Raw genomic sequence first — 26,493 nt, 5'->3', positions numbered from 1 at the left:
AGGTATATATATTGAAATTCCAATAAAAAAATCCCCCGCAAACTCAAATATGTGTCTGCAGAGGACGGTATACCGCGGTGCCACCTCAAGTTGGAAAAATGCATCATTTTTCCCTCTCAAGCAAGAATGAAAAATTCTTGCGATTACCCTTTAACGGTGGCAGCCGAGTTTCCCTACTTATTTCAAGAAACCACTCATAAGTCCATTCATCTTCTTATATCGTACCGGTTTCCACCTTTTCCGGCTCTCTGTGACGCATCTAAAAAGATTACTACTCTCATTCATAGATTTAATTATCATTTCCAAAAAAACGCAAAAAGGGCCCTCATCCAAAGGACGAGGAACCCGTGGTACCACCTTAATTAGCTAAATTAGCTCACTTTACGGCATTAACATGCCTATCTCCATTAACGATGAGATAATCGCCAAAGCCTACTCCGTTCATCCGTTTCGGTTTGGGGCTCGGAAGTCCATTCGCTTAAATTCGTTCACCAGTTTTCAGCAACCACTGGCTCTCTGCAGAACATCATTAAGGTACTCTTCTTCGTCACTGCCTTTATCTTTTTCTTGTTTATTATGTTAAAACAATCTTTTCAGTAAGTCAATGGAGTTTTCTAAAAATTATATTTTTAATTTTTCATTTTTATCCATTCTCCGTCATCGATTCCTTTTGCCTTCTTTATAACAAGATAGGCTGAATAGGTGCTGACTGACTCGAACTCATCCGTATACTTTTTTTCATCCGCCTTACCGGGGACTATTTCCTTGAACCTTCGGTAAGCCTTCATGAATTCTTCCTTTTGTATTTTATTTTCATAAGCCTTTTCTACCGCTTCAAAGAATTTAATCACATCTACGATTTCGTCGGTAGACCAATCAAGATCCATTGGATATTGATAATCCATACCCTAAACACGCTCCTTCTGGATAGTTTTTCATGTTGTCCGGCAGACCATTAATATCAGTCTGCCCATTTTGAACGAATTGCTTCCGCCTGGTCGATAATCCGGCTGAATAGTTCAGCAGTCGATGGTACATCATGTATCAGCCCCATCACTTGTCCAGCCCAGGCAAAGCCTTCAGCCTCAATACCGTCATGGATATAACGCTGGTTCGCTTTTCCACTTATGTAACCCTTCAATTGTTCATATCCGCCGTTTTCTTTTTCTATTTCAAGGATCTTATCGGTCCAGCTGTTAGCAATTACCCTTGCTGGTGCACCAATGGACCGCTTGATGATAACGGTATCATTTTCCGTGCCGGAAACCAAGGCATTTTTATATAATTCATGTGCATGAACACATTCCTTGACTGCTATGAATCTTGTCCCCATCTCGATTCCTTCTGCACCAAGTGCCATTGCTGCCATCAAACCGCGTCCATCGCCAAAACCACCCGAGGCGATGACTGGAATTTTAACGGAGTCCACAACTTGAGGAATTAACACAGAAGTTCCAATATCATCACGGCCTAAATGTCCTCCTCCCTCCTGACCAACCACCATCACTGCATCTGCCCCAAGCTGTTCAGCCTTCATTGCCTGCCTTCTTGCAGCAACAAGCACGAGTTTTTTAACCTGGGTGCCATTGACGTAATCAAGAAATGGGCCAGGATTGCCGCCGGTTACGGAAACAGCTGCTATATCCTCTTTCAAGGCTGCTTCCAGCATATGTTCATAAGGCCTTCCATGCTGACCGATTGCAAAGTTCACACCAAATGGTTTATCCGTCAATGATTTCGTTTTTCTAATTTCATCTACCAATTGCTCTGGGTTGTCCAAGGACATGGCCGTTACCTGCCCTAGCCCCCCTGCATTCGATACTGCCGCAGCCAGGTCTGCATATGCCAAATGAGCCAATCCCCCTTGTACGATTGGGTATTGAATGCCTAATAAATCGGTCACACGCGTTTTCCACTTCAAACTCCTCATCTCCCTTTTCATTCTGGTCGTTTGTTTATTTAGCTGAATGATCATTAGCTTCATTATGGCAAATATTGTTTACCCGTTCAATTTTTAAACTCGCACATACAAATTAATAAAAGAAGAATTCTAAAGTAAATCCAGTAAATACTAGGAAAATGGACATTTATAAACTGCAGATAATTTTATTGAGCCCTTAACAACAAAGTCATATATAAATTGATTAAGCCAGGACATTAAAGTCACTCTAGGCATTTATTATAAGACGTGCTATAATTCATATGTTTTATGTCTATCCACAAGCTTACAAACCATTTGAATGGAATCGGAGAAACATACGATCGTTAATAGAAAGGGAGTATATGCTCCCAAATATTTCGTACCTATTTTATTGAAAAGGGGCCACAAAGAATTGTCACAGAATGAAACACCCTTATACACTGCCTTATTGCAGCATGCAAAAAGAAATCCCGTTCAATTTCATATTCCAGGTCATAAAAAAGGAAAAGGAATGGACGCAGATTTCCGTAATTTCATTGGAGAAAATGCATTGTCCATAGATTTAATCAATATCGCTCCACTCGATGATCTCCATCAGCCAAAAGGGATCATTAAACAAGCTCAGGATCTTGCCGCTGAAGCTTTTGGGGCAGATCACACCTTCTTTTCCGTTCAAGGAACAAGTGGAGCAATCATGACGATGGTCATGACAGTATGCGGACCTGGGGACAAAATCATCGTTCCAAGGAATGTACATAAATCCGTAATGTCTGCCATTGTATTTTCTGGAGCCGTTCCCATTTTCATCACTCCTGAAATAGACAAAGATTTGGGCATATCACACGGTATCACCGTCGAGGCCGTTGAAAAAACTTTAAGCGAACATAGCGATGCAAAAGGATTGCTTGTCATCAACCCCACTTATTTCGGCATTTCGGCTGATTTGCAGAAAATAGTGGAAGTGGCTCATTCCCACCAAATCCCAGTACTCGTAGATGAAGCGCATGGTGTCCATATTCACTTCCACGAAGACTTGCCGATGTCAGCCATGCAAGCTGGAGCAGATATGGCTGCAACCAGTGTTCATAAACTGGGAGGTTCACTGACGGGAAGTTCCATATTAAATGTTAAGACTGGATTGGTTTCCGCAAATCGTGTTCAAGCCATATTGAGCATGCTCACAACCACCTCAACCTCCTATATCCTTCTGGCTTCACTGGATACGGCTAGAAGACAACTTGCGACGGTAGGAAGGAAAATGGTCGATGAAGCGATCAATCTCGCAGGGTATATCCGTGAGGCCGTTAATGAGATTCCTTATCTATACTGTGTTGGCAGCGAAATTCTCGAGAGTAAGGCAGCATATAGTTATGATCCGACTAAATTGATCATATCCATTAAGGAATTGAATATCACCGGATACGACGTTGAGAAATGGCTTCGTGAAAAGCATAATATCGAAGTGGAACTTTCTGACTTGTACAATATCCTTTGCCTGATAACACCTGGAGACTCAAAAACAGAAGCGGATCTGCTGATCGCTGCACTTAGAGACTTATCGGATGAGTTTAAGGAAATGGCTGCTGAACATGAAAAAATTGAAGTCCTGCTTCCTGATACACCACCACTGGCTTTATCACCCAGGGAGGCATTTTATGCAGAAACCGAAGTGGTGCCCATTGAGGAATCGGTCGGCAAAATCAGCGCTGAATTCATCATGGTTTACCCGCCTGGAATCCCGATCTTCATTCCAGGTGAATTGATTACAGAAGATAATATCAATTACATCCAGAAAAACATCGAGGCCGGCCTTCCTGTTCAAGGCCCAGAAGACCCAGAAATAAAATATTTACGCATTATTAAGAATTGATCGATTCCATCAAACCAGGGCAGAGTACTGCTCTGGTTTTTTTGAACCTTTTATTATTAAGCACTGGCTTCTATAAAAAGGGTGCTCCAGGTTACAATCCTGAAACACCCTTAAATTCTATTAATCTTGAAAACCTTTTTTCGATTTATTTTTCAGAGGCAGCTGTATCACAGCTTTGGCAGTTGTGATTATGTGTATATAGTACACTTACTTTTTCATCTTCAAAATGTTCAATCGTGCTATTGCAAGTTTGACATACGATAGTTCCCATTTTTACAACCCCTTCCCCTATATTGTATGCATCAATGACGTAATGTAACCGCTTTACATGAATTATAATATAACACATTTATAATTTCAAGCTAAAAAGTATAACATATATACTTTTTCCCATTTAATGAAACCTCATGTTGGATTAAATCGATTTCAATCGTTCGTTAGACATATTCTTTTTATTAATACACGAGATTTTTTTATAAACGAAGGGCCCCCTGTAGCTGCTTTTACATATTTCATCACACGCCTTGCTTCAGCATAGCAAGGTGAAAAAGGAATTTCACCTTTTCATTTACATATAGATAAGTATATAATACATCCATAAAATGTTAATATATTCTTACATTCTATCTATTTAAGGGGGATCCACATGACTGAAAATGCCTATATCAAACTTGTTCCTGAGTCCGCGAAAGGGACTGTAACCATCGAAGACGTGAAAGAATTACTGAACTATTATCGAATGATCACAGCGAAAACCGGAAAGCAGCTGGATTGGGACTACGATAAGAAGGCATTTCCTTATGAAATGAAAGAACCGGAAAGAATGAAAGATAAGGCAATATACCTCCAATCCAAAGAAGATCGATATCACATGATATTGATAGGCGTCGACCAAGAGGTCGTTAAGGATGAAGATGGATCTGAGCGGATTCAATCCTATATCCAATTCACGCTCCCTGAAACAGCCACTTTCGGTGATAAGGGAAAAGCAAATGAATTGTGCAAGTTCCTTGCAAAGAAATTACGGGCACAGCTTCACCTCTTCAATAAACGGGTGATGTATTATTATCCAAGGAAATAAAAAAAACCTGCAGATGCCGAAATTGGCTCATGCAGGCGTTTCAATTAATTTTGGACCAAGGATCTCATAACCTTTCTTTTGAAAACCTTTCACGATATCCTCTATCGATTCACTCGTCCAGTTCCGGTCATGCATCAGTAAGTTCGCGCCATTTCCTAAATAAGGGCTGTTCAACATGATTTCCGTTAAAGCTTTTTTATCCTGATACTCTTTTTCCCAGTCATATCCGTATGTCCAGTTCATGACCAACATTTTTTCTTTCTCAGCGACTTTTTTTGAATGCTCGGTATTCGATCCAAATGGCGCCCTGAAGTACTTAGGGCGTACCCCTGTAATGCCCTCAACCAAATTGTTCAATTTTATGATTTCCCGCTCCTGTTCCTTTTCGGTCAACTCTTTTAAATTCACATGGGAATAAGTATGATTGCCGATAGAAAAACCCATTTCATGAATTTCTTTTAACATCGCTTTATTTTTATCATTTTCAAGAAAGTGACCGTTCACGAAAAATATTGCAGGTACTTTAAGTCGCTTCAGGGTTTGGGCGATTGCCAGGGAATATTTATCAGGTGCATCATCAAATGTTAACAACACAACTTTCGGATTTGCATCCCCAATGGGTTTAAATGACCAATTCTCTTTATCCACCCGATATTTTGCCTTTACATTCCTTTCGCCAATTGTTTTTGACGTTTCTTTTTTCAACTCTTTCTCTTGATCGCTTTCATCTTGGATCGTTGTTGCCGTTTCAACACTTTTTTGATTCTCATTTTCAGTTTGACCGGAACTCGGATCATTACAAGCCATCAACAAAAATGATACAAATGTAAATATTGCTACTACTCTGTTAATCATGACTCCTCCGTGGTTGCTTGTGTCATTGCGGCTTACTTAAAAATTCAATAAACGGGTACCAGCGTTTCTAAAAGGATTTGTAAAATCCCGTAACATAATAGACTTATCACGGTAACAAGCATGGTTCGTCTATTGGATTTTAAAATCATCTTTCCAATATAGATGGCTAAATAGGAAAAGACCAGAAACATGAATACTTTAAAAACGAATCGATCGTTAACAGACAGCCATTCAACTAATGTATACCCGCTCCAAACGATTAGTTGAAAGAGGATTACCAGATAGTTTTTCAAGTGATCCACCTCATTTTAATATGAATATATCAGCCATGATCTTTTAATTGGCAAAAAATATTCGTATAGCAAATCGCTCATCTTATTTTTTATCCTCTATTAACTTTTTCAAACCCTTTCAAGGAAAAAAGTAAGAAGTCCTTTTTATAGCTTATGCCCTTTTTGTCCTTTTCATTTAACAAGTGTGAAGAAAATCCTTCATTTTTGTATATCAAATCAATACAAAAAAAAGCGTACTGCATTAGCAGTACGCTTTTATAAAACAATTATTTAATGATGTGAATAGGAGTTCCAAGGGCAACTTCAGCAGCTTCCATTGTGATTTCCCCTAAAGTTGGATGTGCATGGATTGTCATTGCAATATCTTCGGCAGTCATTCCTGCTTCGATAGCCAAACCAAGTTCTGCAATCATATCAGAAGCGTTTGGTCCTGCAATTTGTGCTCCAATAACCAATCCGTCTTCTTTGCGAGTGATAAGCTTCACAAATCCGTCCGTATTATTTAAGGAAAGAGCACGTCCATTTGCAGCGAATGGGAATTTGGAAGCAAGCGCTTCGATTCCAGCTTCCTTCGCTTCTTTTTCATTGTAACCGACAGAAGCAAGTTCCGGTTCAGAGAATACAACAGCCGGAATAGCAAGATAGTCGATTTCAGATGAATGTCCTGCAATGGCTTCAGCTGCAATTTTACCTTCATAAGAAGCTTTATGAGCCAACTGAGGTCCAGAAACGATATCACCGATTGCGTAAATGTTTTTCACGCTTGTACGGCATTGTTTATCCGTTTCGATCAAACCACGGTCAGTCATTTTGATTCCGACTTGTTCCAGGCCGATTTCTGCAGTATTTGGACGACGTCCAACTGTTACTAAAACGTAATCGGCTTCAACTTTTTTCTCTTCGCCTTTTACTTCATAAGTAACTGTAACGCCTGTTTCAGTTTCTTCCACGCCTTTAGCATTAGCTTTAGTTACAATTTCAGCACCTTTGTTTTTAAGGTTACGCTTAACAAGTGCTGCCATTTGTTTTTCAAAGCCTGCAGAAAGGATTTCCTCCGTACCTTCAAGGATGGTCACTTTAGTGCCAAAGCTAGCGAATGCTCCGCCTAGCTCAGTTCCAATGTAACCTCCGCCGATTACAACGATCGAACTTGGAACTTCTTCCAAAGCAAGAGCGCCAGTTGAATTAAGTACACGTTTCGTATATTTAAATGACGGAATCTCGATTGGCGATGAACCAGTGGCGATGATTGCGTTTTTAAATGTATATGTTTGGGCTGAGTCTTCATTCATAACACGGATGCTGTTTTCATCAACGAAATAAGCTTCGCCAGTTACAACATCAACATTATTACCTTTTAACAGGCTGCTTACACCGCCTGTTAATTTTTTTACAACAGAACCTTTCCAAGCTTGTACTTTAGAAAAATCAACAGTAACCTTTTCTGCAAAGATACCCATATCTTCTGAATGCTGAGCTTCATGGAAACGGTGTCCAGCCGAAATCAAAGCTTTCGATGGGATACAGCCTACATTCAAACAAACTCCGCCGATTGTTCCTTTTTCAACGACCGTTACTTTCTGTCCAAGCTGCGCTGCGCGAATTGCGGCAACATATCCCCCTGGGCCTGAACCGATTACTAAAGTATCTGTTTCGATTGGAAAATCTCCTACTACCATTGTTTACGCCTCCATTAACAATAATTCTGGGTCGTTCAATAACTTTTTGATATGATTCAATGCATGTTGAGCTGTTGCTCCATCAATCATGCGGTGATCAAAGCTCAGTGATAATGCCAGAACTGGAGCGGCGATAATTTCCCCGTCGCGTACAATTGCTTTTTCGGCAATGCGTCCAATCCCTAGAATGGCAACTTCTGGATGATTGATTACAGGTGTGAACCATTGACCGCCTGCGGAACCGATATTCGTAATGGAGCAAGAAGCACCTTTCATTTCGTTAGGAGCCAATTTGCCGTCACGGGCTTTTGTCGCTAATTCGTTAATTTCTTGTGAAATAGCAAAAGTTGATTTACGATCTGCATCTTTTACAACTGGAACGAGCAGTCCTTTATCTGTGTCTGCCGCAATTCCGATATTGTAATAGTGTTTATGGATAATCTCACTAGCTTCATCATCAAATGATGTGTTAAGCATAGGGAATTCACGTAATGCACTTGTTAACGCTTTAACAACATAAGGTAGGAATGTAAGCTTGATTCCTTTTTCTGCAGCAATTTCCTTGAATTTCTTACGGTGAGCAACCAATAGCGTCACATCGACTTCATCCATTAATGTTACATGCGGAGCTGTCTGCTTGGATTTAACCATTGCTTTTGCGATCGCTTTTCTCATACCGCTCATTTTCTCGCGAGTTTCAGGATATTGCCCTTCTGGAATTGAAACTTTTTGTTTTTCGGTTGTTTCCGTATCATTTTGTTGTGAAGCTTCACTTTGAGCTGCTGGTTGCTGTGGAGCTGTTTTGCCGTTTTTGAAAGCATCTATGTCTTCTTTCATGATGCGGCCGTTATCCCCAGAACCAGAGATCTCGCGAATGTTTACCCCTTGTTCGCGTGCATATTTCCTGACAGAAGGCATGGCGATAATACGTCGTGAAGGATCTGCCTCAACCTGTGGTTGTGCTCCTGCGCCCGTTACTCCGCTATTTTCTTGAACCGGAGCAGCCTCTTTCTTGACTTCCTGTCCAGCTTCAGCAGTTGCTTGAACCTGGGCCTCCGTATTCTTCTCGCCTTCTGCCTTCGCTTCTTCTCCATGATCCCCTTTAAACTGAAGATTTTCATAACCTGGAGCATCGAATGTTACAAGTACATCGCCAACAACGGCAACCGTTCCTTCTTGTACAAGGATTTCTTCAACGGTACCTTCCACCGGTGATGGGATTTCAACGACGGCCTTATCGTTTTGAACCTCGCAAAGCACGTCATCCTCTTGAATCTTATCTCCTGGTTTTACAAACCATTTCACTATTTCACCTTCGTGTATACCTTCTCCGATATCAGGGAGTCTAAATTGGAATGCCACTGAGTTCAACCTCCTATATTAAATCATACTTAGTGCTTTGAATAAAGTCCTTTATCTTGCATTACCGTTAATGCAAAACTACTTTCCCAAGCAGGACATTCATTCCATTACTTAAGATTGTTAAAACTTCAAGACTTTAGTCGCCGTTTCAATAATGTCTTTATAATTAGGGAGCCATACTGTTTCAGCTTGTGAAAACGGGAATACTGTATCAGCTGCCGCCACTCGCAGTACTGGAGCATCCAAGCTCAAAATGGCACGTTCGTTAATTTCCGCTACAACATTCGCTGCTATACCAGCTTGCTTTTGTGCTTCTTGAACAACGATAGCGCGTCCTGTTTTTTCTACAGAAGCAATGATTGTATCGATATCCAATGGAGATACAGTACGTAAGTCGACCACTTCGACGGAATGACCATCCTTAGCCAATTCCTCAGCTGCCTTGATGGATTCCTGCACCATCGCACCATACGTAATAATGGATAAATCCGTTCCTTCTCTTTTCACATCCGCTTTTCCTAATGGAATTGTATATTCTTCTTCAGGAACTTCCTGACGGAAAGAGCGGTACAATTTCATGTGCTCAAGGAAAATGACAGGGTCATTATCACGAATCGCAGAAATCAATAAGCCTTTTGCATCGTAAGGAGTGGAAGGGATAACTACTTTTAACCCTGGTTGCTGAGCCATTAAACCTTCTAAGCTATCAGCATGCATTTCCGGTGTATGCACTCCTCCTCCAAAAGGTGAGCGAATTGTAACAGGTGCACTGTAACGTCCGCCTGAACGGTAGCGCATACGAGCAAGCTGACCGCTTACGGAATCCATTACTTCATATACAAATCCGAAGAATTGAATTTCAGGAACAGGACGGAAACCTTGTAAAGAAAGACCGACCGCTAATCCACCGATTCCAGATTCAGCAAGAGGTGTATCGAATACACGATCTTCACCGAATTCTTTTTGAAGATTTTCCGTTGCACGGAAAACCCCTCCATTAAGACCAACATCTTCCCCAAAAACGAGTACATTCTCGTCATTTTTAAGTTCTGTACGTAATGCTTCTGTAATTGCTTGAATCATCGTCAATTGAGCCATGGCTTACTTCGACTCCTTCTCTTTATAAATTTCATATTGTTCTTTTAAGTTATAAGGCATTTCTTCATACATGATTTCAATTAGGTCTGTAACCTTTTGTTTAGGTTCTGCATCAGCCAATTTGATTGCTTCTTTAATATCGTCTTTTGCTTTTTCTATCGTTTCGTTTTCTAATTCTTCATTCCAAAGCTTTTTGTTTTCCAAGAACTTGCGGAAACGAACCAATGGATCTTTCAGTTCCCACTCGTTATCCATTTCGGAAGTACGGTAACGTGTCGGGTCATCCCCAGCCATCGTATGCGGACCATAACGGTAAGTTAATGTTTCAATCAATGTAGGGCCTTCACCATTGATTGCACGTTCACGTGCTTCTTTAACGGCTGTATAAACGGCCAACGCATCCATACCATCAACCTGGATTCCAGGAATACCTGCAGCCACACCCTTTTGAGCCAATGTTTTAGCTGCTGATTGCAAATCAACCGGTGTCGAGATTGCGAAACGGTTATTTTGCACGATGAAAATAGCTGGCGCTTTAAATGCACCTGCAAAGTTAATTCCCTCATAGAAGTCACCTTGTGAGGTTCCACCGTCACCCGTATATGTAACGGCAACAGCTTTTTTCCCGCGTTTCTTCAACCCAAGAGCCACTCCGGCAGCTTGGATATATTGAGCGCCGATAATGATTTGAGGGGAAATGACATTGACGTCTTCAGGAATTTGATTTCCTTTAAAATGTCCCCGGGAGAATAAGAATGCTTGCCAAAGCGGCAGACCATGCCAAACGATTTGCGGAACATCACGGTAACCAGGCAGAATGAAATCTTCTTTTTCCAAAGCATACTGGGAAGCGATTTGAGAAGCTTCTTGACCGGCAGTCGGTGCATAGAAACCTAATCTGCCTTGGCGGTTCAGTGATATGGAACGTTGATCCAAGATACGTGTATAAACCATACGACGCATTAATTCTTGCAATTGTTCATCACTTAATTCAGGCATAGCCGCTTCATTAACGACTTTTCCCTCTTCATTTAAAATTTGAAAAGTTTCAAATTGTTCTTCTACTTTTTTAAGCTGATCTTGAACATTAATTTTAGCTTGCTTAGTTTTTTGAGCCATTTGGCACCTCATCCTTTCATTAAAAAGGTTTGCTATTATTATTCTATAAAGCAAAAAAAGTTTGCTTTTTAGTTTCTTCCACAATGCATTCTTTTATTTTCCCCTTAAGACCAATCCCTCAAACGTGGATATGCTTAATATGTCTCAATCTTATTCTGTACCATAAAAAAAATCAAGGAAAATGATACAAGAATTTTTATAGATTAAGTTTACAAGATGAATTAACATCAAGTCAATCACTTGGAGTTCCTTATAATTTTGATTTAATACAATTTCCAGCACTCACACTTCTTCTCTGTATTAGTTTTCACTTTACAACTGTACTATTAAAATTCACGTCTTTATCGATTTAAGGTTGGCGAAGGATAACATTTCAATTCCCCCGCATATCCCATCGATTCCAAAACCGCTTTAACTAAAGGCATTTGAGGCATCGGAATAATATTCCAAAAAAATATTCAAACGCTTTCATATAACGCTGCTGTTAGATTTTTAATTATCGATTTTTTTTAGTACAGGTATAAAAGCTCACATCAATCCGGTTACACAAAAAAAGATCATTCTAGAAATTTTCAGTCCATAATCGGACTGGATGGAATAAAATATGGGCTGTGATTGAGGATCACAGCCCATCATTATTTATATTATTTTGTTGAATCAGCCATTTCTATGCCGGAACTATCATAAAAACTTTCTTTTTTTTGATTTGATTTTTCCGTTAATGCATTAAATTTCTCATTCGCTTTCAAAACTTTTGTATAAGAAGTATTGATTTTCTCGATTTGCACTTGTAATTCATCCATTTTCAAATCCTCTTTTTTAAACAGTTCATATAATTCACGATCATAAGCCAGACTTTGTTGATAGGCATCATATAAATTATCGTAGGTGCTATAGCGCTCACTCATGACCTTTTTCATTTCAGTCGCTTCTTTTTTTATCTTTTCATCATCTATTTTCCCGATTTGTTCGTCAATCTGATTGAATTGTTCTTTTGAGGATTGCATACTGCTTTGTTCTTTTTCAATTATTTCTTCCCTTTGGTCGATATTCTTGGTTGCTTCATCTGATAGCTCGACGATCTGTTCATAATCATCCAATCCAAGTTTAATGATTTTCTCATATTTTTCTTTTTCTTTTTTCTCCAAATCATTAAGAGGCTCTTGATTCTCGGTGAAATCACTTTCCTTTTCTGCAGTTTTCTCTAGGATTTTGTGGATTCTTTCTTCCGGCGAACCATTGAAACAACCAGTCAAGACCACTAAAGCAAGAAGTAAAATAACATATGGGCCAAAACGATTCAAAATAGACAGCTCCTTCTGATAATTCTTCGAAGATTCATATTTCCCTAAATTCCCTTTAAGCCGCTGACACTTGTTACAATAATATTCCGAACAGGTTTTTTTCATTACTGGGCGCTAGCCTACACCCTTTAAACCATACTGCATAGGCTGTAGGGACCGTTTCAAATCAGAGTGGTCAGCATTTTAATAATACAAAAACGGAGGTATGAAATTATGTATGGAGGTTCCAACCAGGAATGTTGTTATCCGGTTTCCGTTGCACCCAGCTATGGTTATGGTGATGGTGGAGGCTGCGGCTTTGGAAGCGGCTTCGCTATAATCATTGTCCTGTTCATTCTGCTAATCATTGTCGGCGCGTGTTTATGCTAAGCAGGTAATTACTATTACCTTTACCCGAAAATGTTAACTATTTACCCTGATTCACAAAAAATTATTTATTTTTTTAAATAGACCTCAACAGGCAATAAAATAATGGTTGGAATAGGAATTAATCGATTTGATTCCATTCCTTCCATTTTTCTTTAATTAGGCCATCCATTAACTTTCAGCATTTTTTTTGTTAAAATAACCCTATACATATTATTAGAATTTTTATGGGGTGAGAGATTATGCTAACCATGGATGATTTTGTTAATGAAGACGACCCAATCTTAAGGCAAGTCGCGGTAGAGGTTCCGCTTCCGGCATCATTTGAAGATAAACAACTTTTAGCCAGCCTGATGGAATATGTCCAAAACAGCCAGAAGCCCGATATTGCTGCTATATATGGGTTAAGGGCAGGAATTGGCCTGGCTGCACCTCAAGTGAATGTTTCAAAAAGGATGATTGCAGTACATTTGAAAGAAAAAGATGATCAACTGTATAGCTATGCACTTTTCAACCCTAAACTCATTAGCCATTCAGTGGAAAAAGCATACTTGACATCCGGAGAAGGCTGCCTTTCCGTAAATCGTCCCGTTTCTGGCTACGTGCCACGTTATGCTCGAATAACTGTTGTGGGTACGGACCTGGAAGGAAAATCGGTTCAACTCCGCCTGAAAGGCATCGCAGCAATTTGTTTTCAACATGAAATCGACCACCTTAATGGAATCATGTTCTATGATCATATCAACCCGGAAGACCCTTATGCCATTCCGAAAAATTCCATTGCGGTGGAAAGGTAACGTAATAAGCAAAACCCCCGCCTGTTGGTGGACGGGGGTTTTGTTTTTTTTATATCAATTCAAGCTCCTTCAAACCAAAAAGTATGCCATCATCATCGACATCCTTCGTTACAAAGTCGGCCTCTTGCTTCACAAGTTGACCGGCATTCCCCATTGCCACGCCATATCCCGCTACTTTTAACATCTCTATATCATTTAAGCCATCTCCAAAAGCGTAAACATCCTCCAGAGCAAACCCGACTTTTTCCATTAATATTTTAATGCCTTCAGCTTTCGAACCCCCGAATGGAAGTACATCCGTCGAATACTCATGCCATCTAATGAAATGAAAGTCATCATAATTCCCAACAAAGTTCCCTTCTTCAACTTCCGAGCAGAATAATAACGCTTGGTATATATCATGGTCCTCATAAAAATCTGCCACATGTTCAGGATGGGGAAACTTCAGGCTGCTTAATGCCTCTTCAATTCGGCTATGATGAGGAACACTCGATTTCATTGTCTCCTCATTCATGAAAACGATCGGGATTTCATTTTTTTCAGCATGTTCGTGGAGCCGTTTTATTTCAGGTATGCTCAAAGGGTTTTTATAAACGACTTTCCCTTCAAAAACAACATATTGTCCATTGAAACTTACGAATGTATCGATGCCAAGCTCTTCCCTTAAGGACTCGAACATGAAGGGAGCCCTTCCTGTGGCAATCGCTACAAAAACCCCGCTATCCTGCAGTTGCTTTATGGCTTTTTTTGTTGAAGCAGGTAACTTTTTTTCATGATCAAGCAATGTTCCGTCAATATCAAAGAATACGATTTTCACTAACGATTCACTTCCAATTCATTCATTTTTTCCTTTTTTAATATGTACCCATTTAATAATTGTCATCAAGATAAGTCAAGTAACTCTACCGTATCCAACTCAAAGTTACGTTTTTTATTCAGGAATGGGCATATACTATTCTTAATTAGAAACCAGCTAAGGCTTTTCAGAATACACTTCTCCCACCCTTCTTGCCTCTAAAATCCCAGTTGCTTGTTTGAATGAGCCTTTTTTTTCAAAAATGGGCCAAGTACCTGTAAAGACGTATTTACATTATTGAATAATCCTATACAATAATAACTAAGGGAGCGTGATCGCCATGTTAAAAAAGCTTCGTAAAAAGCTTGTTAAACAGTGGAATGATCTTTTAAGAAAAAAATCTATCGCATGATTTGCCACTCATTCCTGCCTTGGCCGTCATCCATATGCGAATTTTTTTCGGACAGCCCTTCAAAAACTTGCGGAGGGCTTCTTCCTTGTTGTAAAGTTCTTGTTAAGCATTCTTTCTTGGCTTTTATATGGTCAGGTGAATACATATTTCAATCAAAATATGAGTCGTTGTCTTTTCATGAAACGCTGTACACAGTGATACTATATTAATTTAGAAAGAAATCGTTTGCGAAAAAAAGATCAGATGATTTAAGTTTTACACATGGCAAAAACGGATAGGATATAAGATAGAGGAAGCTACAATCGGGTTGATACCAAATCTGCCATCTATTTTTTTATATACTTTTAGACATTGGTATATTTAATTCATCAAACCCCTTCCGTTTTTATGGCGGAGCTGGGTTTATTTTTACATGATGTTGAAAAACATGAAAAAATTGTTGTTTTTATATATAATGAAAAAAGCAATGCAAACAAGTGAGGAGAGATTAAAATGGTTTTTAAGGTATACTATCAAGTAACCATATCAGAGGTTCCCATCAGGGAGAATACTAAAACAATGTTTGTCGAAGGTGAATCCGTTCGTGACGTCCGTTTAAAATTAAAAAAAGAACCTTATAACGTAGAAATCGTACTACCCGTAACCGGAGCATATTTAGAATATGAAAAACAAAATGAAGATTACAAAGTATTGGAGCTATAATTTATGAAATTTGTAAAAAACGATCAAACAGCTGTATTCGCCCTGGGCGGTTTAGGCGAAATCGGTAAGAACACATATGCTGTTCAGTTTCAAGATGAAATCATCATCATTGATGCTGGAATTAAATTTCCTGAAGATGAACTTCTCGGTATTGACTATGTGATTCCAGATTACAGCTATTTAGAGAAAAATGTAGATAAAATTAAAGGTGTTTTCATTACCCATGGTCATGAAGACCATATTGGCGGGATTCCTTATTTACTTAGAAAAGTGAATGTCCCTGTATACGGCGGGAAGCTGGCACTTGGACTGCTTCGTAATAAATTGGAAGAACACGGCCTTTTACGTCAGACAACCATGATTGAAATCAGTGAAGATGAAGTGATCAAGTTCCGGAAGACGTCCGTTTCTTTCTTCCGCACAACTCACAGTATCCCTGATTCTTATGGGATCGTCGTTAAAACGCCACCTGGACAAATTGTCCATACTGGTGATTTTAAATTCGACTTCACACCAGTGGGCGAGCCTGCTAACCTGACCAAGATGGCGGAAATCGGTAAAGAAGGCGTATTGTGCTTACTCTCGGATAGCACAAATAGTGAAGTGCAGAACTTTACTATGTCCGAAAGCCGTGTCGGCGATACCATTCAAGACATTTTCCGTAAGGTTGACGGCCGGATCATTTTTGCAACGTTTGCATCGAACATCCATCGCCTTCAGCAAGTTGTGGAAGCAGCCGTGGCTAACGGACGTAAAATAGCCGTTTTTGGCCGGAGCATGGATTCAGCCATATCAATTGGACAAGATCTTGGTTATATCGTAGCGCCTAAAGATACATTTATTGATGTACAGCAATTGAATCGCATGCCTGCGAATAAAGTAACCATCCTTTGTACAGGCAGCCAAGGGGAACCAATGGCAGCGCTGTCGCGCATAGCGAATGGCACTCACCGCCAAATTCAAATCATCCCTGGTGATACTGTCGTATTTTCTTCTTCACCTATCCCAGGTAACACAATCAGTGTTTCCAGAACGATCAATCAATTATATCGTGCAGGAGCAGACGTCATTTCAGGTCCTTTGAATGACATTCATACATCGGGGCACGGAGGACAGCAGGAACAAAAGCTAATGCTTCGCTTGATAAAACCAAAATTCTTCATGCCAATCCATGGTGAATACCGTATGCAAAAACTTCATGCCCGCCATGCAGTCGATTGCGGAGTTCCGGAAGAAAATTGCTTTATCATGGATAATGGTGAAGTTCTTTCCTTAAGTGAAAACACAGCACAAATCGCTGGTAAAATCCCTTCAGGTTCGGTTTATATCGATGGAAGCGGCATCGGGGATATCGGTAATATCGTTCTCCGAGATCGTCGGATTCTTTCCGAGGAAGGTCTTGTCGTCGTCGTTGTCAGCATCAATATGAAGGAATTCAAAATCGCATCGGGTCCTGACATCATTTCACGCGGATTTGTTTATATGAGAGAATCTGGAGACCTGATCAGCGATGCTCAATCCTTGATCACCAAGCATCTAAATAAGGTGATGGATCGCAAAACTACACAATGGTCTGAAATCAAAAATGAAATTACAGACACTCTATCTCCATTCCTATATGAAAAAACTAAACGCCGTCCGATGATCCTACCAATCATCATGGAAGTGCAATAAATAATAGAAGAAGCCCAGCCATCATTTGGCTGGGCTTTTTTTGTTTGGGTTTGTAAATCTCGAACGTTGAATTCACTCCAGGCACTCGCTTTCCGCGGGTTTCCGGGAGCCCCCTCGGCGCCTGTGGGGTCTCCCCTTGGCCGCGGTACTCCGCAGGAGTCTAGAGAACACTCGCACCAATCAACTTTGTTTTAACAGTAGATAGAACTCTTTTTGCCTACAGTCTTTTTTATTTTAAAAAGGAGTATTAAAACTTGTGGTGATAAGGATACTTGAATAGATTTTCTATCGCATCTTAATGGAAAGCTTCCGAAAGTAAACTGATAAGAAGCATGTATTTGTTGATTCCACCCTGTGGAAAGCCAGTGCCGGAAACACGAGCCTATCAGTACGCTTTCAAGAAGAAATAAACCAAAATGGAGAGTATTAATCATCCAAACCCATTTGTACGACTTGTTCACTTTTATCACAGTGTACAGAAAGTAAAGATCATTATGTCGATGTAAAATCTATATGCGAAACGCAAAGAAACAATATTGCGTGTAATTGCAGATGTAAAAGAAAAGAATGGTTTTCGTAGGACTACTTAAGGGAATTAAAAAATGTCGATGCAGGCTATTTCTCTATAACTACTTCAAATCCAATTTAAAAAACAAAAAAGTTTCGGAATGAGACCATTCCGAAACCTTTTTGTTTTCCTTTGATAAAAGCGCTGCTCGATTTTATCAGGACGCTTGCTTATTCCACAATTTTTTTTTCAAAGCGATTGATGTCCGAATCCGCGCCGATGACGATCAATATATCACCCTTATGAATTAAATCGCTCGCCTGCGGGGAGACATTTATTTCGTTCCCTCTTTTGATCGCGACGATATTCAGCCCATAGTGAGCACGGATATCAAGGTCAAATATCGAGTTTCCATTCATCTTTTGGCTGGCAACAATTTCGACGATGGAGTGTTCATCAGAAAGCTCCAAATAATCGAGAATATTATTGGAGACGATATTATGGGCAATCCTTCTTCCCATATCTCGTTCGGGATGCACGACAAAATCGGCCCCGATTTTCCGGAGAACCTTCTCATGATAATCATTTTGCGCTTTAACCGTTACATTTCCGACACCCAATTCCTTAAGCATGAGGGTCGTCAATATACTAGCTTGAATATTCTCGCCAATCGCTACAATGACGTGATCAAAATTACGAATACCTATGTTTCTAAGCACATTTTCATCTGTAGTATCCCCTACAACGGCATGTGAAGCTATCCTGGCAAATTCATTCACTCGATCTTCGTCAGCATCGATGGCCAGAACCCCTAATCCTTCTTCAGCTAATGTCCTGACTATGCTGCCTCCAAAACGGCCAAGTCCAATCACCGCAAATTCTTTTTTCACAATAAGCCCTCCAACGTGATTCGTTCTCTCTTTAGAGCATGTTCTGTACTGAAAAGCATTTTTACGCTTCGCTTCCTTTAAACGTTATATATTCCGTCAAGTGATTGATCGCGAGTTCAATCGCTTTTTCATCAGGACTTAACTTGGCGTGGTGCAATCCGTATTCCGATGCAACCCCCAGCCAGAACATGAATCCTGGAATCTCCTTTAACATATATCCAAAATCTTCACCAGTCATCGCTTCAGTACAACAATGCAAATGAACAGCATTTGACTTCTCTGTAAATTCCATGAATTCCCTGGTCAACCGTTCTTCATTATATACCTGGTGATACATAGCTCCATAGTCGATATCAGCCAAGCACTCATATCCCACTTGTATACCATCCACAAGCGCTTTTATTCTTGACTTGACCTTTACCATCGATTCGGGGTTAAGGGTGCGTATTGTGCCTTCTAACCGTGCTGTCTCCGCAATAATGTTTTGAACGGTGCCTCCAGTAATCTTCCCAACTGTAATGACAGCTGAATCAAGTGGATTGACATTCCTTGAAACGATTGTTTGCAGCTGCCCTACAAGCGAGCAGGCCGCAATGACCATGTCATTTGTTTCATGCGGATAGGCTGCATGCCCCCCTTTCCCCCTCAAATCGATGAATAATTCAGATGTATTGGCAAATAGAAGCCCTTCTTTTACGGCAATCGTACCAACTGGATACTCTGGAGCAATATGTAAAGCAAGGATCATGTCCGGCTTCCATTTTTTCATGGTTTCCGATTTAAGCATTGGTTCAGCTCCTCCAGGCCCCTCTTCTGCAGGCTGGAAAATGAATAGCAAGTCATCATCAATCGGATTTTCAGTGAAATATGTCAATAACCCCAAACCTATGCTCATATGAAAATCATGACCGCAGGCATGCATATATTCCTCGTGGTTGGATGTGAACGGTAATCCGGTTTCCTCTTTTATCGGCAGACCGTCAATATCAGCCCGGTAGCCAATAGTTTTTCGCGGATTCCTTCCCTTCACTTTCACGAATATCCCAGTCCGCCAAGTTTCGATTTCCATTCGCTCCTGGGCAAGGTTCGTTATGTAATTCAGTAGGTATTGCTGCGTCTTGAATTCCTTGAATCCTATCTCCGGTATTTGATGCAAATCACGCCGGATCTCGGCAAAAGGATTTATTTTCACGTTATTCCCTCCCTATACAGAAAGCGTGGATATAGTTATCCACGCTTCAGGCAATATTCACTAAAGAAATTAAAGTTGACGAAGTTCTTGCATGATTTCTGTTTTTGATTTTGTTTTTTCGTCAATTTGTTTAATGACCCTCGCCGGGATACCAGCAGCCACGGAATATGGAGGAACGTCTTTCGTTACAACTGCACCAGCAGCCACAACGGAACCTTCACCGATTTTGACACCTTCCAGTACGACCGCATTGGCTCCGATTAACACATCATCTTCCAAAATGACCGGTTGTGCGGAAGGCGGCTCGATCACACCTGCTAAAACGGCACCTGCACCTACGTGACAGTTTTTGCCCACTGTTGCACGTCCGCCCAGTATTGCGTTCATGTCGATCATTGTACCTTCACCGATAACAGAACCAATATTGATTGATGCACCCATCATGATGACTGCGTTGTCTCCAATGGATACTTGGTCACGGATTATTGCACCAGGCTCGATACGGGCTTTGATGCCTTTTAGGTCCAATAAAGGAATGGCAGAGTTACGACGATCATTTTCAACTACATAATCCTCGATTTTTGTTCCTGCTGCCTTGATTGCTTCTTCGACTTCAGACCACTCACCGAATACAACCCCTGTATTTCCTGTAATGAAAGTTTTAGAAGCTGGACCAAAATCCATGCCTTCTAAATCGCCTTTCACATATACCTTTACAGGTGTAGATTTTTTACTATTTGAGATAAAAGAAATAATTTCGTGTGCATCCATTTTATTCATTCCTGGTAAACCTCCTAAATATGTATCATTACTCGTTTTAAATTTACCAGACAACAGCCGGCAAGACAAGTTGAATGTCACTCTTATATATTATTCTGCCCTATTGTCATTTTCGTAGGCGGACCTATAACATTCCTTGGTCACGAATATGCTCTTTCACCACTTCCGTGAATGCCTGAACTTGCTTTAACTGAAAGGCAGATTCATAGCCGCAAAGCCATGTATCACGTTCGATTGAGTGGTTATGCCCATCCAGTAGAGGGATTTTAAAAACATTCGTATCCTTATCATGTAAAGTGATGGCTGGCAGGATCGCATATCCTATACCATTAAACACCATTTGTTTGCATGTTTCGATTTGATCCACGACTATGGTGTTTTTTGGTGTCGTTTTAAATTGACGATGCCACCAGTCCTGGATTTCCTGGTAATAATTAGAATCGCTTTTAAACTGAATGAATGGCCGGTCCGTTTCGAACACTTGATTCAGTTCCTTCATTTCAGTATCCACCAAATAAAGCATATCCGTGAATAAATGCTGTTTTACCCCTTTCCAATCCGGGGCTCCCCTTATGATGCCAATATGCACTTGCCCTTCATACAAAGACTTTAAAATCTCACTGCTCCAGCCAGTGATCAAGGAAATTTTGGCATACGGGTATTTTTGGACGAACTTTTTCAATACTTGCGGCAGCCAATTTTGACCGACAATCGAGGCGCAGGCTATCTTCAAGGTCCCATATACTTCATGGTCCATAGCTTGGATACTTTCCCTGACCTTTTCTTCTTTTTCTATGACTTCATTGGCCAAACGAATTACCGCTTCGCCTGCTGGCGTCAGTGACAGCCCTTTTTGTGAACGCAAAAACAGTTTCGAGCCCCAATCCTTTTCTATTGATTGTAAACGCTGAGATAAAGCAGGCTGGGAAACGAACAGCCGCTCAGCCGCTTTTCTCATATTCATTTCCTGAGCAAGCACGGATAATAAATGAAATTCTGAAAATGACATACACACCAACCTCTTGATAATCAAATCTTATCGTGATGAATTAATTTATTTAAATTTTATTATCAACAAAGTCGGCTTATAATACAAGTGAAAAGAAACGGAGTAGATATCCTTTGACGATCATTTTATTGCTTGTCATCAGTTTTGTAGCATCCTTTGTCGGCACATTGGCCGGGAGCGGCGGTCTTATCGGCATGCCATCCCTTTTGTTGATAGGTTTACCCATCCACCAGGTTATTGGTTCAGTCAAGTTTTCCAATATGTTTTCTTCTTTTTCCAGTTTTTATATTTTATTCAAGAAGAAACAGTTAAAACTGAAGGATGCCCTCCAGTTAATCCCATTTGCCCTTTTCGGTGGCTTCTGTGGCGGGCTGCTTGCTAATTCATTCTCTGAAAAGGCGATGAATCTATTGGCCATCTGTCTTTTGACTGTCGCTTTGATCATGAATTTCATAAAAAAACCGAAACCTTCCGGTGATACGGATTGGCATCTCCCAAAAAAGGTTTACCCATCCCTATTCGGAATCAGTGTTTATGACGGTATGTTCGGACCGGGACAGGCAACCATGCTCATGTATACCTTTTTAAGAAATGGGGCCACCTACCTTCAATCCCTGGCTTTTACTAGATTCCAAACTTTCATTAGCTGTACAGCTGCATTCATCACCTATTTCCTTGCCGGTAACATTGCCTGGGAGATCGCCATTTATTACACGATAGGTTCCCTAATCGGATCACAGCTGGCCCTGCGGGTGGCTCAAAAAATCTCCACTCGACAATTGAAATTCATTTTACATTCGGTCACGATCGCATTATTGATTCAATTGATCATCAGAGTCGCGTTTCCTTAAAAAAGGCAAACTCCATTTAAAGAGTCTGCCTTTTTTTTCTATGCCTTCTTATTTTTTCTTAATCTCGTAAGTAACAGGAAGCTGATTATAGAGAAGACTAGAACAATGAGATAAATCGTCTGCAGTGACAATGTAAGTCCTTCCTGTAAAACCTTCACCACATTTTCAGGAAGCGACATGCGTTCTTCACTGTTCAACAGTTTGTTAGCCGTATTTATCGTCACTCCCGAGCCGGAAGGCGCATGCTCGTTCAAATAGGCTTGAAGTCTCATATTCATGATTCCTCCAAGCAATGCGGCACCTACCGTATTACCTAAATTACGCATAAACATATTGGAAGCTGTCGCAATGCCCCTGCGTTCCCAGCTAACTGTTTTTTGAATGACGACAATGAATGAGGTAGAAGTCAACCCCATGCCTACACCGACAAAGAATGATCCCATGGCAGCAATCAGTGGCCCGGCCTCCGGCTTCATCCATACTAGGATCAAACTCCCAAGGACCAATGAGCACCCTCCAAGGAGGGAGGTTGATTTGAATCCTATTTTCATCAATAACCTGCCTGAGATCATTGATGCGATCGGCCAGCCAATCGACATGGCTGTCAATGTAAAACCAGCTACCGTGGGTGAGCGCTCCATCACGCCCTGAACGAATGTCGGGAGGAAACTTGATAATCCAATCATCATCACCCCTGTCGTCAGGGATACAAGGTTCGCAATCAGAATCGAACGCTCCTGCCAAATTTCAAATGGCATCATCGGTTCGGCCGCTTTCTTTTCCTGAAGGATGAATAAGATGAAGGTGATGATGGCCACTAATGCTAAGGAAATGACCGGAGCTGAAGCCCATGACCATTTCACTCCTCCTTCTACGAGTATCACCATAAGAGTGGATATGGATAACGTCAATAGCGCTGCACCCAAGTAATCGATATCACGTTTTTTCTTTTCGATTTTTTCATGAAGGAAAAGCCAAATCCCAATAAAAGATAATAAGCCCAAAGGAACATTAACCCAAAAGACAAGCTTCCATGTCAGGGATTCAACGAGCACGCCGCCCAAAGCGGGTCCCATGACCGCTGAAATGCCCCAAACGCTCGATAGATACCCTTGAACGCGGGCCCTCTCTTCATTTTTATAAATATCACCAACAATCGTCGAAGCTACAGGAGCTACAGCTCCCGCCCCGAATCCTTGTACAAAGCGATAAATGATGAGTTCCGTCATGGAATCGGCAAAGCCGCAAAGAATGGAGCCAATTAAAAAGACAACGATTCCAAACAATAAGACAGGTTTTCTTCCGAGAATATCCGATAGCTTACCATAAATCAAGACTGTTACGGCGTTCATTAGCAAATAACTTGAAAACACCCAGCTGTAAAGTGAAAAACCACCTAAATCACTTACAATGGCTGGCATTGCCGTCGAAACGATCGTTCCTTCAATAGCATTCATAAACATAGCCAACATGATGGCAGCTAGTATGAAGGGACGTTTCAATTTTTCATTCTGCACTTTTGCACTATCCACTGCTTGGCCCAATTCCCGCATCCTCCCCTTAGACCTTAATTGTTTTTATAGACTTTACCACTAGCTGGGTAGAATATGTAAAAAAACAAGAAAACTCGCCAACTGGCGAGTCTTGAGGTTAACCATCATTTTATGCCTTGCTTATTTATCAGGTGTATTTTGTTTAAATACCTTTTTCAAGATTGCCCTTCTCGTTAAGATACCTTCAAATACATGTTCGTCATTCTCTACACAGACAAACGGATGATCAATCAACAATTCCACACCCTTGGTCAATGTATCTTCAATATGCAGGCGAGGTATTTCTATATTCATTATTTCGGAAACTTTTTTATTCTCAAGATTATCAAATTCAATTCGCTCCAGTCCCAAGATTGAATCAAGAATGACTGGTGTGCTAATTAAACCATGCAGTTTATACATTGGATCTAACACAGGAATGGCCGTATAACCGCTCTTTGTTAATACCAATAGTGCATGTTCTAAATTATTGGTTACCTGCACGTGGGCCACGCGTTCAGAAGAAATCATTAAGTCTTTAACGCTGGTTTCCAATAAATCCCCATCATGAGTACCGATCATGTTAAAACCCCTTACCATATGTTTTTATATACAGCTCTTTCTATAGTTTAACATATGTAAGCGGAAAAGGCTCATTCCTAGACCAATAAAATCCCAATCGGCGGGATTTCCGCAATAGACCCTTAGCCCTTACTAGTTTTGATGTTAACCTGTTTAAAACCGCATTCCGGGCATTGGTAAATCACATTTTGGTTGGATTGTGCGGTTAATACATTTTCCATTTCCCTTTCCTCACCGCATGCCGGGCATATTACCATTGGATTTTTCATTTACATCCCTCCAATTAATAAGATGTCGTAAAAATCACTACTTCATTCAAGTAAAAATTGACCGGTTCAAAATAAAAAAGCCGCTTCCAATGGAAGGCGGCTTTTTGTGATTTTTTTAAGATTGAAGAAGATCAAAGATTTCAATGGTAATCATATCAATATTATCGAATTGATATTTAGATGATTTCCCTTTATCACTGTATACTTCAAGCTCGAACATTTCTGTTTTGCTGAAATATGTAACCTGGCACTTTTTCACACCATCTATTTCAAAAAAACGTTGAGCAGATTCAGATTCCTTCGCTTGCTCTTGAAGACTTTTCAATCTGGTAAGGATGCCCTGTAATTGAGACATACTCCCTCTCCTTTCTGAATAAAACCTTTTCGATAGGTTTCACTATACCATACTTTTCTATCCAGTAGCCACGCTGAAATAAATTCAGAATAATTTAAAACTTCATTCTTTACATGGCACTATTAACAGAATAAAATAAGGAATGGATTTTGTACATGAAAAATTTTCTGGGGGTAGATTCAGTTGCAAAACATTAGTGAGCTTGGATATCGCATTTCATTGATTGATGGTTTTGATTTGGATAGAAGAAATCGTACAGGAACATATGTAATTGCCGATGAAGACATCACCTTAGTCGAAACTTCTGCCAGCCCTTCCATCCCCCACTTAATGAAGGGGCTCGAACATTTGGGAATCGCCCTCGAAGATATTACATATATCATTCTTACCCATATTCATTTGGACCATGCAGGCGGAGCAGGACTTTTTTTACAACATTGTCCGAATGCGAAAGTGATCGTCCACCCAAAAGGCGCACGGCATCTAGAAGATCCAACACGTTTGATAGCTGGAGCTAAAGCGGTCTATGGTGAAGAATTCAACAAGCTTTTCAATCCGATATTACCTATTCCAATAGATAGAATCCTGACTAAACATAATAAGGAATCGCTAAAAACAAGTGAAAATTCCAAGTTGACCTTTTATGACACGCCAGGACACGCTAACCATCATTTAAGCATTTTCGATTCAGTTTCAAAAGGGATGTTTTCAGGTGACACCGTAGGCATCTATTATCGTGAACTCGATGAAGAAGGTTTGGAATTTTACTTACCGTCCACATCGCCAAACCAATTTAATCCCGATGCGATGCTTGCTGCAGCGGAATTGTATGAAAGCATCGGCGTCGAACGTATATATTTTGGTCATTACGGGGTATCGGAAAATCCTAATGAAGTCTATAAACAACTTCATTACTGGCTGCCTAAATTCGTGGAGACTGCCAAATCGGCATATAGGGAATATGCTGGCTTCGAGGAACAAGTGGCAGCTACCAGTAAAAATATTTTCACGAAGGTCGCTGTTCATTTAAGCGAAAAGGGAATCACCGCTGATCATCCTGTTTTTGATATCATTGCCATGGACCTTAACGTTTGTTCCATGGGATTGATAGACTACCTGATAAAACAGGATAAAGATCGGTAGAATGGTCCTTAAGGTTTTTTCCTATTCAAATGTCTTGGCATTCTCTATAATGA

27 protein-coding genes and 2 other annotated features are annotated in these 26,493 nt (G+C 40.4%); of the genes, 8 read left to right on the top strand and 19 right to left on the bottom strand.

Features of this window, described 5'->3' with window-relative positions:
* Nucleotides 1-57 precede the first annotated feature (57 nt).
* Nucleotides 58-294: a binding site (T-box leader), on the bottom strand.
* Nucleotides 295-329: 35 nt separating this feature from the next.
* Nucleotides 330-560: a binding site (T-box leader), on the bottom strand.
* A gap of 69 nt (nt 561-629) precedes the next feature.
* Together ACWF5P_RS16640 and ACWF5P_RS16635 are read right to left on the bottom strand one after the other, a co-directional pair.
* Nucleotides 630-905, bottom strand: coding sequence for a UPF0223 family protein (locus ACWF5P_RS16640; RefSeq protein WP_063596342.1), 276 nt, complete (start codon nt 903-905; stop codon nt 630-632).
* A 56-nt stretch (nt 906-961) separates the two neighbouring features.
* Nucleotides 962-1,921 carry an NAD(P)H-dependent flavin oxidoreductase gene (locus tag ACWF5P_RS16635; protein WP_452445086.1) on the bottom strand — a complete coding sequence of 320 codons (960 nt, stop codon included), beginning with the start codon at nt 1,919-1,921 and terminating at the stop codon, nt 962-964.
* A gap of 412 nt (nt 1,922-2,333) precedes the next feature.
* Between ACWF5P_RS16635 and ACWF5P_RS16630 the strand changes: the two genes are divergently transcribed.
* Nucleotides 2,334-3,791, top strand: a complete 1,458-nt coding sequence (locus tag ACWF5P_RS16630; protein WP_434169016.1) for an aminotransferase class I/II-fold pyridoxal phosphate-dependent enzyme — start codon at nt 2,334-2,336, stop codon at nt 3,789-3,791.
* Nucleotides 3,792-3,936: 145 nt separating this feature from the next.
* On the opposite strand, the gene ACWF5P_RS16625 is transcribed toward ACWF5P_RS16630, so the two are convergent.
* Entirely contained in the window at nt 3,937-4,062 is a 126-nt protein-coding gene (locus tag ACWF5P_RS16625; RefSeq protein WP_072272684.1) for a GapA-binding peptide SR1P, read from the bottom strand.
* Between the two features lie 375 nt (nt 4,063-4,437).
* Here ACWF5P_RS16625 and ACWF5P_RS16620 point away from each other — a divergent pair, with 375 nt between their 5' ends.
* Nucleotides 4,438-4,872 (top strand): DUF1885 family protein, encoded by a 435-nt coding sequence (locus tag ACWF5P_RS16620; protein ID WP_230177589.1) that lies wholly within the window; start codon nt 4,438-4,440, stop codon nt 4,870-4,872.
* 27 nt (nt 4,873-4,899) lie between these two features.
* On the opposite strand, the gene ACWF5P_RS16615 is transcribed toward ACWF5P_RS16620, so the two are convergent.
* From ACWF5P_RS16615 to ACWF5P_RS16585, 7 genes are all read right to left on the bottom strand, one after another.
* Nucleotides 4,900-5,727 (bottom strand): polysaccharide deacetylase family protein, encoded by an 828-nt coding sequence (locus ACWF5P_RS16615; protein ID WP_452445085.1) that lies wholly within the window; start codon nt 5,725-5,727, stop codon nt 4,900-4,902.
* Between the two features lie 44 nt (nt 5,728-5,771).
* Nucleotides 5,772-6,029, bottom strand: a complete 258-nt coding sequence (locus tag ACWF5P_RS16610; protein WP_306804763.1) for a hypothetical protein — start codon at nt 6,027-6,029, stop codon at nt 5,772-5,774.
* A 257-nt stretch (nt 6,030-6,286) separates the two neighbouring features.
* On the bottom strand, nt 6,287-7,699 hold the full coding sequence (gene lpdA / locus ACWF5P_RS16605; RefSeq protein ID WP_101224536.1) for a dihydrolipoyl dehydrogenase: 1,413 nt from the start codon (nt 7,697-7,699) through the stop codon (nt 6,287-6,289).
* Between the two features lie 3 nt (nt 7,700-7,702).
* The gene (locus tag ACWF5P_RS16600) at nt 7,703-9,061 is read right to left on the bottom strand and encodes a dihydrolipoamide acetyltransferase family protein (RefSeq protein ID WP_101224535.1); all 1,359 of its coding nucleotides are present in this window, start codon (nt 9,059-9,061) and stop codon (nt 7,703-7,705) included.
* A gap of 120 nt (nt 9,062-9,181) precedes the next feature.
* Nucleotides 9,182-10,159 carry an alpha-ketoacid dehydrogenase subunit beta gene (locus ACWF5P_RS16595; protein ID WP_034314063.1) on the bottom strand — a complete coding sequence of 326 codons (978 nt, stop codon included), beginning with the start codon at nt 10,157-10,159 and terminating at the stop codon, nt 9,182-9,184.
* A 3-nt stretch (nt 10,160-10,162) separates the two neighbouring features.
* Nucleotides 10,163-11,278, bottom strand: a complete 1,116-nt coding sequence (gene pdhA, locus ACWF5P_RS16590) for a pyruvate dehydrogenase (acetyl-transferring) E1 component subunit alpha (RefSeq protein WP_434169015.1) — start codon at nt 11,276-11,278, stop codon at nt 10,163-10,165.
* 644 nt (nt 11,279-11,922) lie between these two features.
* Nucleotides 11,923-12,582, bottom strand: coding sequence for a YkyA family protein (locus ACWF5P_RS16585; RefSeq protein WP_434169014.1), 660 nt, complete (start codon nt 12,580-12,582; stop codon nt 11,923-11,925).
* 213 nt (nt 12,583-12,795) lie between these two features.
* Between ACWF5P_RS16585 and ACWF5P_RS16580 the strand changes: the two genes are divergently transcribed.
* Both ACWF5P_RS16580 and def read left to right on the top strand, forming a co-directional pair.
* The gene (locus tag ACWF5P_RS16580; protein ID WP_063231991.1) at nt 12,796-12,951 is read left to right on the top strand and encodes a YjcZ family sporulation protein; all 156 of its coding nucleotides are present in this window, start codon (nt 12,796-12,798) and stop codon (nt 12,949-12,951) included.
* Nucleotides 12,952-13,190: 239 nt separating this feature from the next.
* A complete protein-coding gene (gene def / locus ACWF5P_RS16575; protein WP_434169013.1) occupies nt 13,191-13,745 on the top strand; it encodes a peptide deformylase in 555 nt (184 codons plus the stop codon).
* Nucleotides 13,746-13,794: 49 nt separating this feature from the next.
* Here the strand turns inward: def and ACWF5P_RS16570 are convergent, their stop codons facing one another.
* Nucleotides 13,795-14,562: a Cof-type HAD-IIB family hydrolase gene (locus ACWF5P_RS16570; protein WP_434169012.1), complete on the bottom strand. Its 768-nt coding sequence runs from the start codon at nt 14,560-14,562 to the stop codon at nt 13,795-13,797.
* Nucleotides 14,563-15,445: 883 nt separating this feature from the next.
* Here ACWF5P_RS16570 and ACWF5P_RS16565 point away from each other — a divergent pair.
* A complete protein-coding gene (locus ACWF5P_RS16565; protein ID WP_034314070.1) occupies nt 15,446-15,655 on the top strand; it encodes a DNA-dependent RNA polymerase subunit epsilon in 210 nt (69 codons plus the stop codon).
* Nucleotides 15,656-15,658: 3 nt separating this feature from the next.
* Nucleotides 15,659-17,329, top strand: coding sequence for a ribonuclease J1 (rnjA, locus tag ACWF5P_RS16560; RefSeq protein ID WP_034314071.1), 1,671 nt, complete (start codon nt 15,659-15,661; stop codon nt 17,327-17,329).
* A gap of 738 nt (nt 17,330-18,067) precedes the next feature.
* On the opposite strand, the gene ACWF5P_RS16555 is transcribed toward rnjA, so the two are convergent.
* The 4 genes from ACWF5P_RS16555 to ACWF5P_RS16540 form a co-directional block, all read right to left on the bottom strand.
* Nucleotides 18,068-18,730, bottom strand: coding sequence for a potassium channel family protein (locus ACWF5P_RS16555; protein WP_284702805.1), 663 nt, complete (start codon nt 18,728-18,730; stop codon nt 18,068-18,070).
* 58 nt (nt 18,731-18,788) lie between these two features.
* Nucleotides 18,789-19,913, bottom strand: a complete 1,125-nt coding sequence (locus tag ACWF5P_RS16550; protein ID WP_427574172.1) for an N-acetyldiaminopimelate deacetylase — start codon at nt 19,911-19,913, stop codon at nt 18,789-18,791.
* 75 nt (nt 19,914-19,988) lie between these two features.
* Nucleotides 19,989-20,699, bottom strand: a complete 711-nt coding sequence (dapD, locus tag ACWF5P_RS16545) for a 2,3,4,5-tetrahydropyridine-2,6-dicarboxylate N-acetyltransferase (protein WP_230177595.1) — start codon at nt 20,697-20,699, stop codon at nt 19,989-19,991.
* A 124-nt stretch (nt 20,700-20,823) separates the two neighbouring features.
* Nucleotides 20,824-21,708: a LysR family transcriptional regulator gene (locus ACWF5P_RS16540; protein WP_063231999.1), complete on the bottom strand. Its 885-nt coding sequence runs from the start codon at nt 21,706-21,708 to the stop codon at nt 20,824-20,826.
* A 113-nt stretch (nt 21,709-21,821) separates the two neighbouring features.
* On the opposite strand from ACWF5P_RS16540, the gene ACWF5P_RS16535 reads away from it, so the two are divergent.
* Nucleotides 21,822-22,559, top strand: a complete 738-nt coding sequence (locus ACWF5P_RS16535; RefSeq protein WP_452445084.1) for a sulfite exporter TauE/SafE family protein — start codon at nt 21,822-21,824, stop codon at nt 22,557-22,559.
* Nucleotides 22,560-22,597: 38 nt separating this feature from the next.
* On the opposite strand, the gene ACWF5P_RS16530 is transcribed toward ACWF5P_RS16535, so the two are convergent.
* The 4 genes from ACWF5P_RS16530 to ACWF5P_RS16515 form a co-directional block, all read right to left on the bottom strand.
* Entirely contained in the window at nt 22,598-24,103 is a 1,506-nt protein-coding gene (locus ACWF5P_RS16530; RefSeq protein WP_434169010.1) for a DHA2 family efflux MFS transporter permease subunit, read from the bottom strand.
* 129 nt (nt 24,104-24,232) lie between these two features.
* On the bottom strand, nt 24,233-24,673 hold the full coding sequence (cbpB, locus tag ACWF5P_RS16525) for a cyclic-di-AMP-binding protein CbpB (protein WP_101224526.1): 441 nt from the start codon (nt 24,671-24,673) through the stop codon (nt 24,233-24,235).
* A gap of 122 nt (nt 24,674-24,795) precedes the next feature.
* Nucleotides 24,796-24,942: a hypothetical protein gene (locus tag ACWF5P_RS16520; protein WP_202190634.1), complete on the bottom strand. Its 147-nt coding sequence runs from the start codon at nt 24,940-24,942 to the stop codon at nt 24,796-24,798.
* A 115-nt stretch (nt 24,943-25,057) separates the two neighbouring features.
* Nucleotides 25,058-25,297 carry a YkuJ family protein gene (locus ACWF5P_RS16515; protein ID WP_034314086.1) on the bottom strand — a complete coding sequence of 80 codons (240 nt, stop codon included), beginning with the start codon at nt 25,295-25,297 and terminating at the stop codon, nt 25,058-25,060.
* Nucleotides 25,298-25,480: 183 nt separating this feature from the next.
* On the opposite strand from ACWF5P_RS16515, the gene ACWF5P_RS16510 reads away from it, so the two are divergent.
* Nucleotides 25,481-26,440, top strand: a complete 960-nt coding sequence (locus ACWF5P_RS16510) for an MBL fold metallo-hydrolase (RefSeq protein ID WP_434169009.1) — start codon at nt 25,481-25,483, stop codon at nt 26,438-26,440.
* Nucleotides 26,441-26,493: the final 53 nt, after the last annotated feature.

The sequence above is a fragment of the Peribacillus sp. NPDC055009 genome, from assembly GCF_053608705.1.
Note: the sequence above shows the minus strand (reverse complement) of the source record. Positions and strands in the feature narration are given on the sequence as shown.

Bases quoted from the DNA above. Each gene is read 5' to 3' on its own strand.
- ACWF5P_RS16640 (WP_063596342.1), bottom strand. From the start codon at position 905: ATGGATTATCAATATCCAATGGATCTTGATTGGTCTACCGACGAAATC.
- ACWF5P_RS16625 (WP_072272684.1), bottom strand. From the start codon at position 4,062: ATGGGAACTATCGTATGTCAAACTTGCAATAGCACGATTGAACATTTT.
- ACWF5P_RS16620 (WP_230177589.1), top strand. From the start codon at position 4,438: ATGACTGAAAATGCCTATATCAAACTTGTTCCTGAGTCCGCGAAAGGG.
- ACWF5P_RS16615 (WP_452445085.1), bottom strand. From the start codon at position 5,727: ATGATTAACAGAGTAGTAGCAATATTTACATTTGTATCATTTTTGTTG.
- lpdA (WP_101224536.1), bottom strand. From the start codon at position 7,699: ATGGTAGTAGGAGATTTTCCAATCGAAACAGATACTTTAGTAATCGGT.
- ACWF5P_RS16595 (WP_034314063.1), bottom strand. From the start codon at position 10,159: ATGGCTCAATTGACGATGATTCAAGCAATTACAGAAGCATTACGTACA.
- pdhA (WP_434169015.1), bottom strand. From the start codon at position 11,278: ATGGCTCAAAAAACTAAGCAAGCTAAAATTAATGTTCAAGATCAGCTT.
- ACWF5P_RS16580 (WP_063231991.1), top strand. From the start codon at position 12,796: ATGTATGGAGGTTCCAACCAGGAATGTTGTTATCCGGTTTCCGTTGCA.
- def (WP_434169013.1), top strand. From the start codon at position 13,191: ATGCTAACCATGGATGATTTTGTTAATGAAGACGACCCAATCTTAAGG.
- ACWF5P_RS16565 (WP_034314070.1), top strand. From the start codon at position 15,446: ATGGTTTTTAAGGTATACTATCAAGTAACCATATCAGAGGTTCCCATC.
- rnjA (WP_034314071.1), top strand. From the start codon at position 15,659: ATGAAATTTGTAAAAAACGATCAAACAGCTGTATTCGCCCTGGGCGGT.
- dapD (WP_230177595.1), bottom strand. From the start codon at position 20,699: ATGAATAAAATGGATGCACACGAAATTATTTCTTTTATCTCAAATAGT.
- ACWF5P_RS16540 (WP_063231999.1), bottom strand. From the start codon at position 21,708: ATGTCATTTTCAGAATTTCATTTATTATCCGTGCTTGCTCAGGAAATG.
- cbpB (WP_101224526.1), bottom strand. From the start codon at position 24,673: ATGATCGGTACTCATGATGGGGATTTATTGGAAACCAGCGTTAAAGAC.
- ACWF5P_RS16520 (WP_202190634.1), bottom strand. From the start codon at position 24,942: ATGAAAAATCCAATGGTAATATGCCCGGCATGCGGTGAGGAAAGGGAA.
- ACWF5P_RS16515 (WP_034314086.1), bottom strand. From the start codon at position 25,297: ATGTCTCAATTACAGGGCATCCTTACCAGATTGAAAAGTCTTCAAGAG.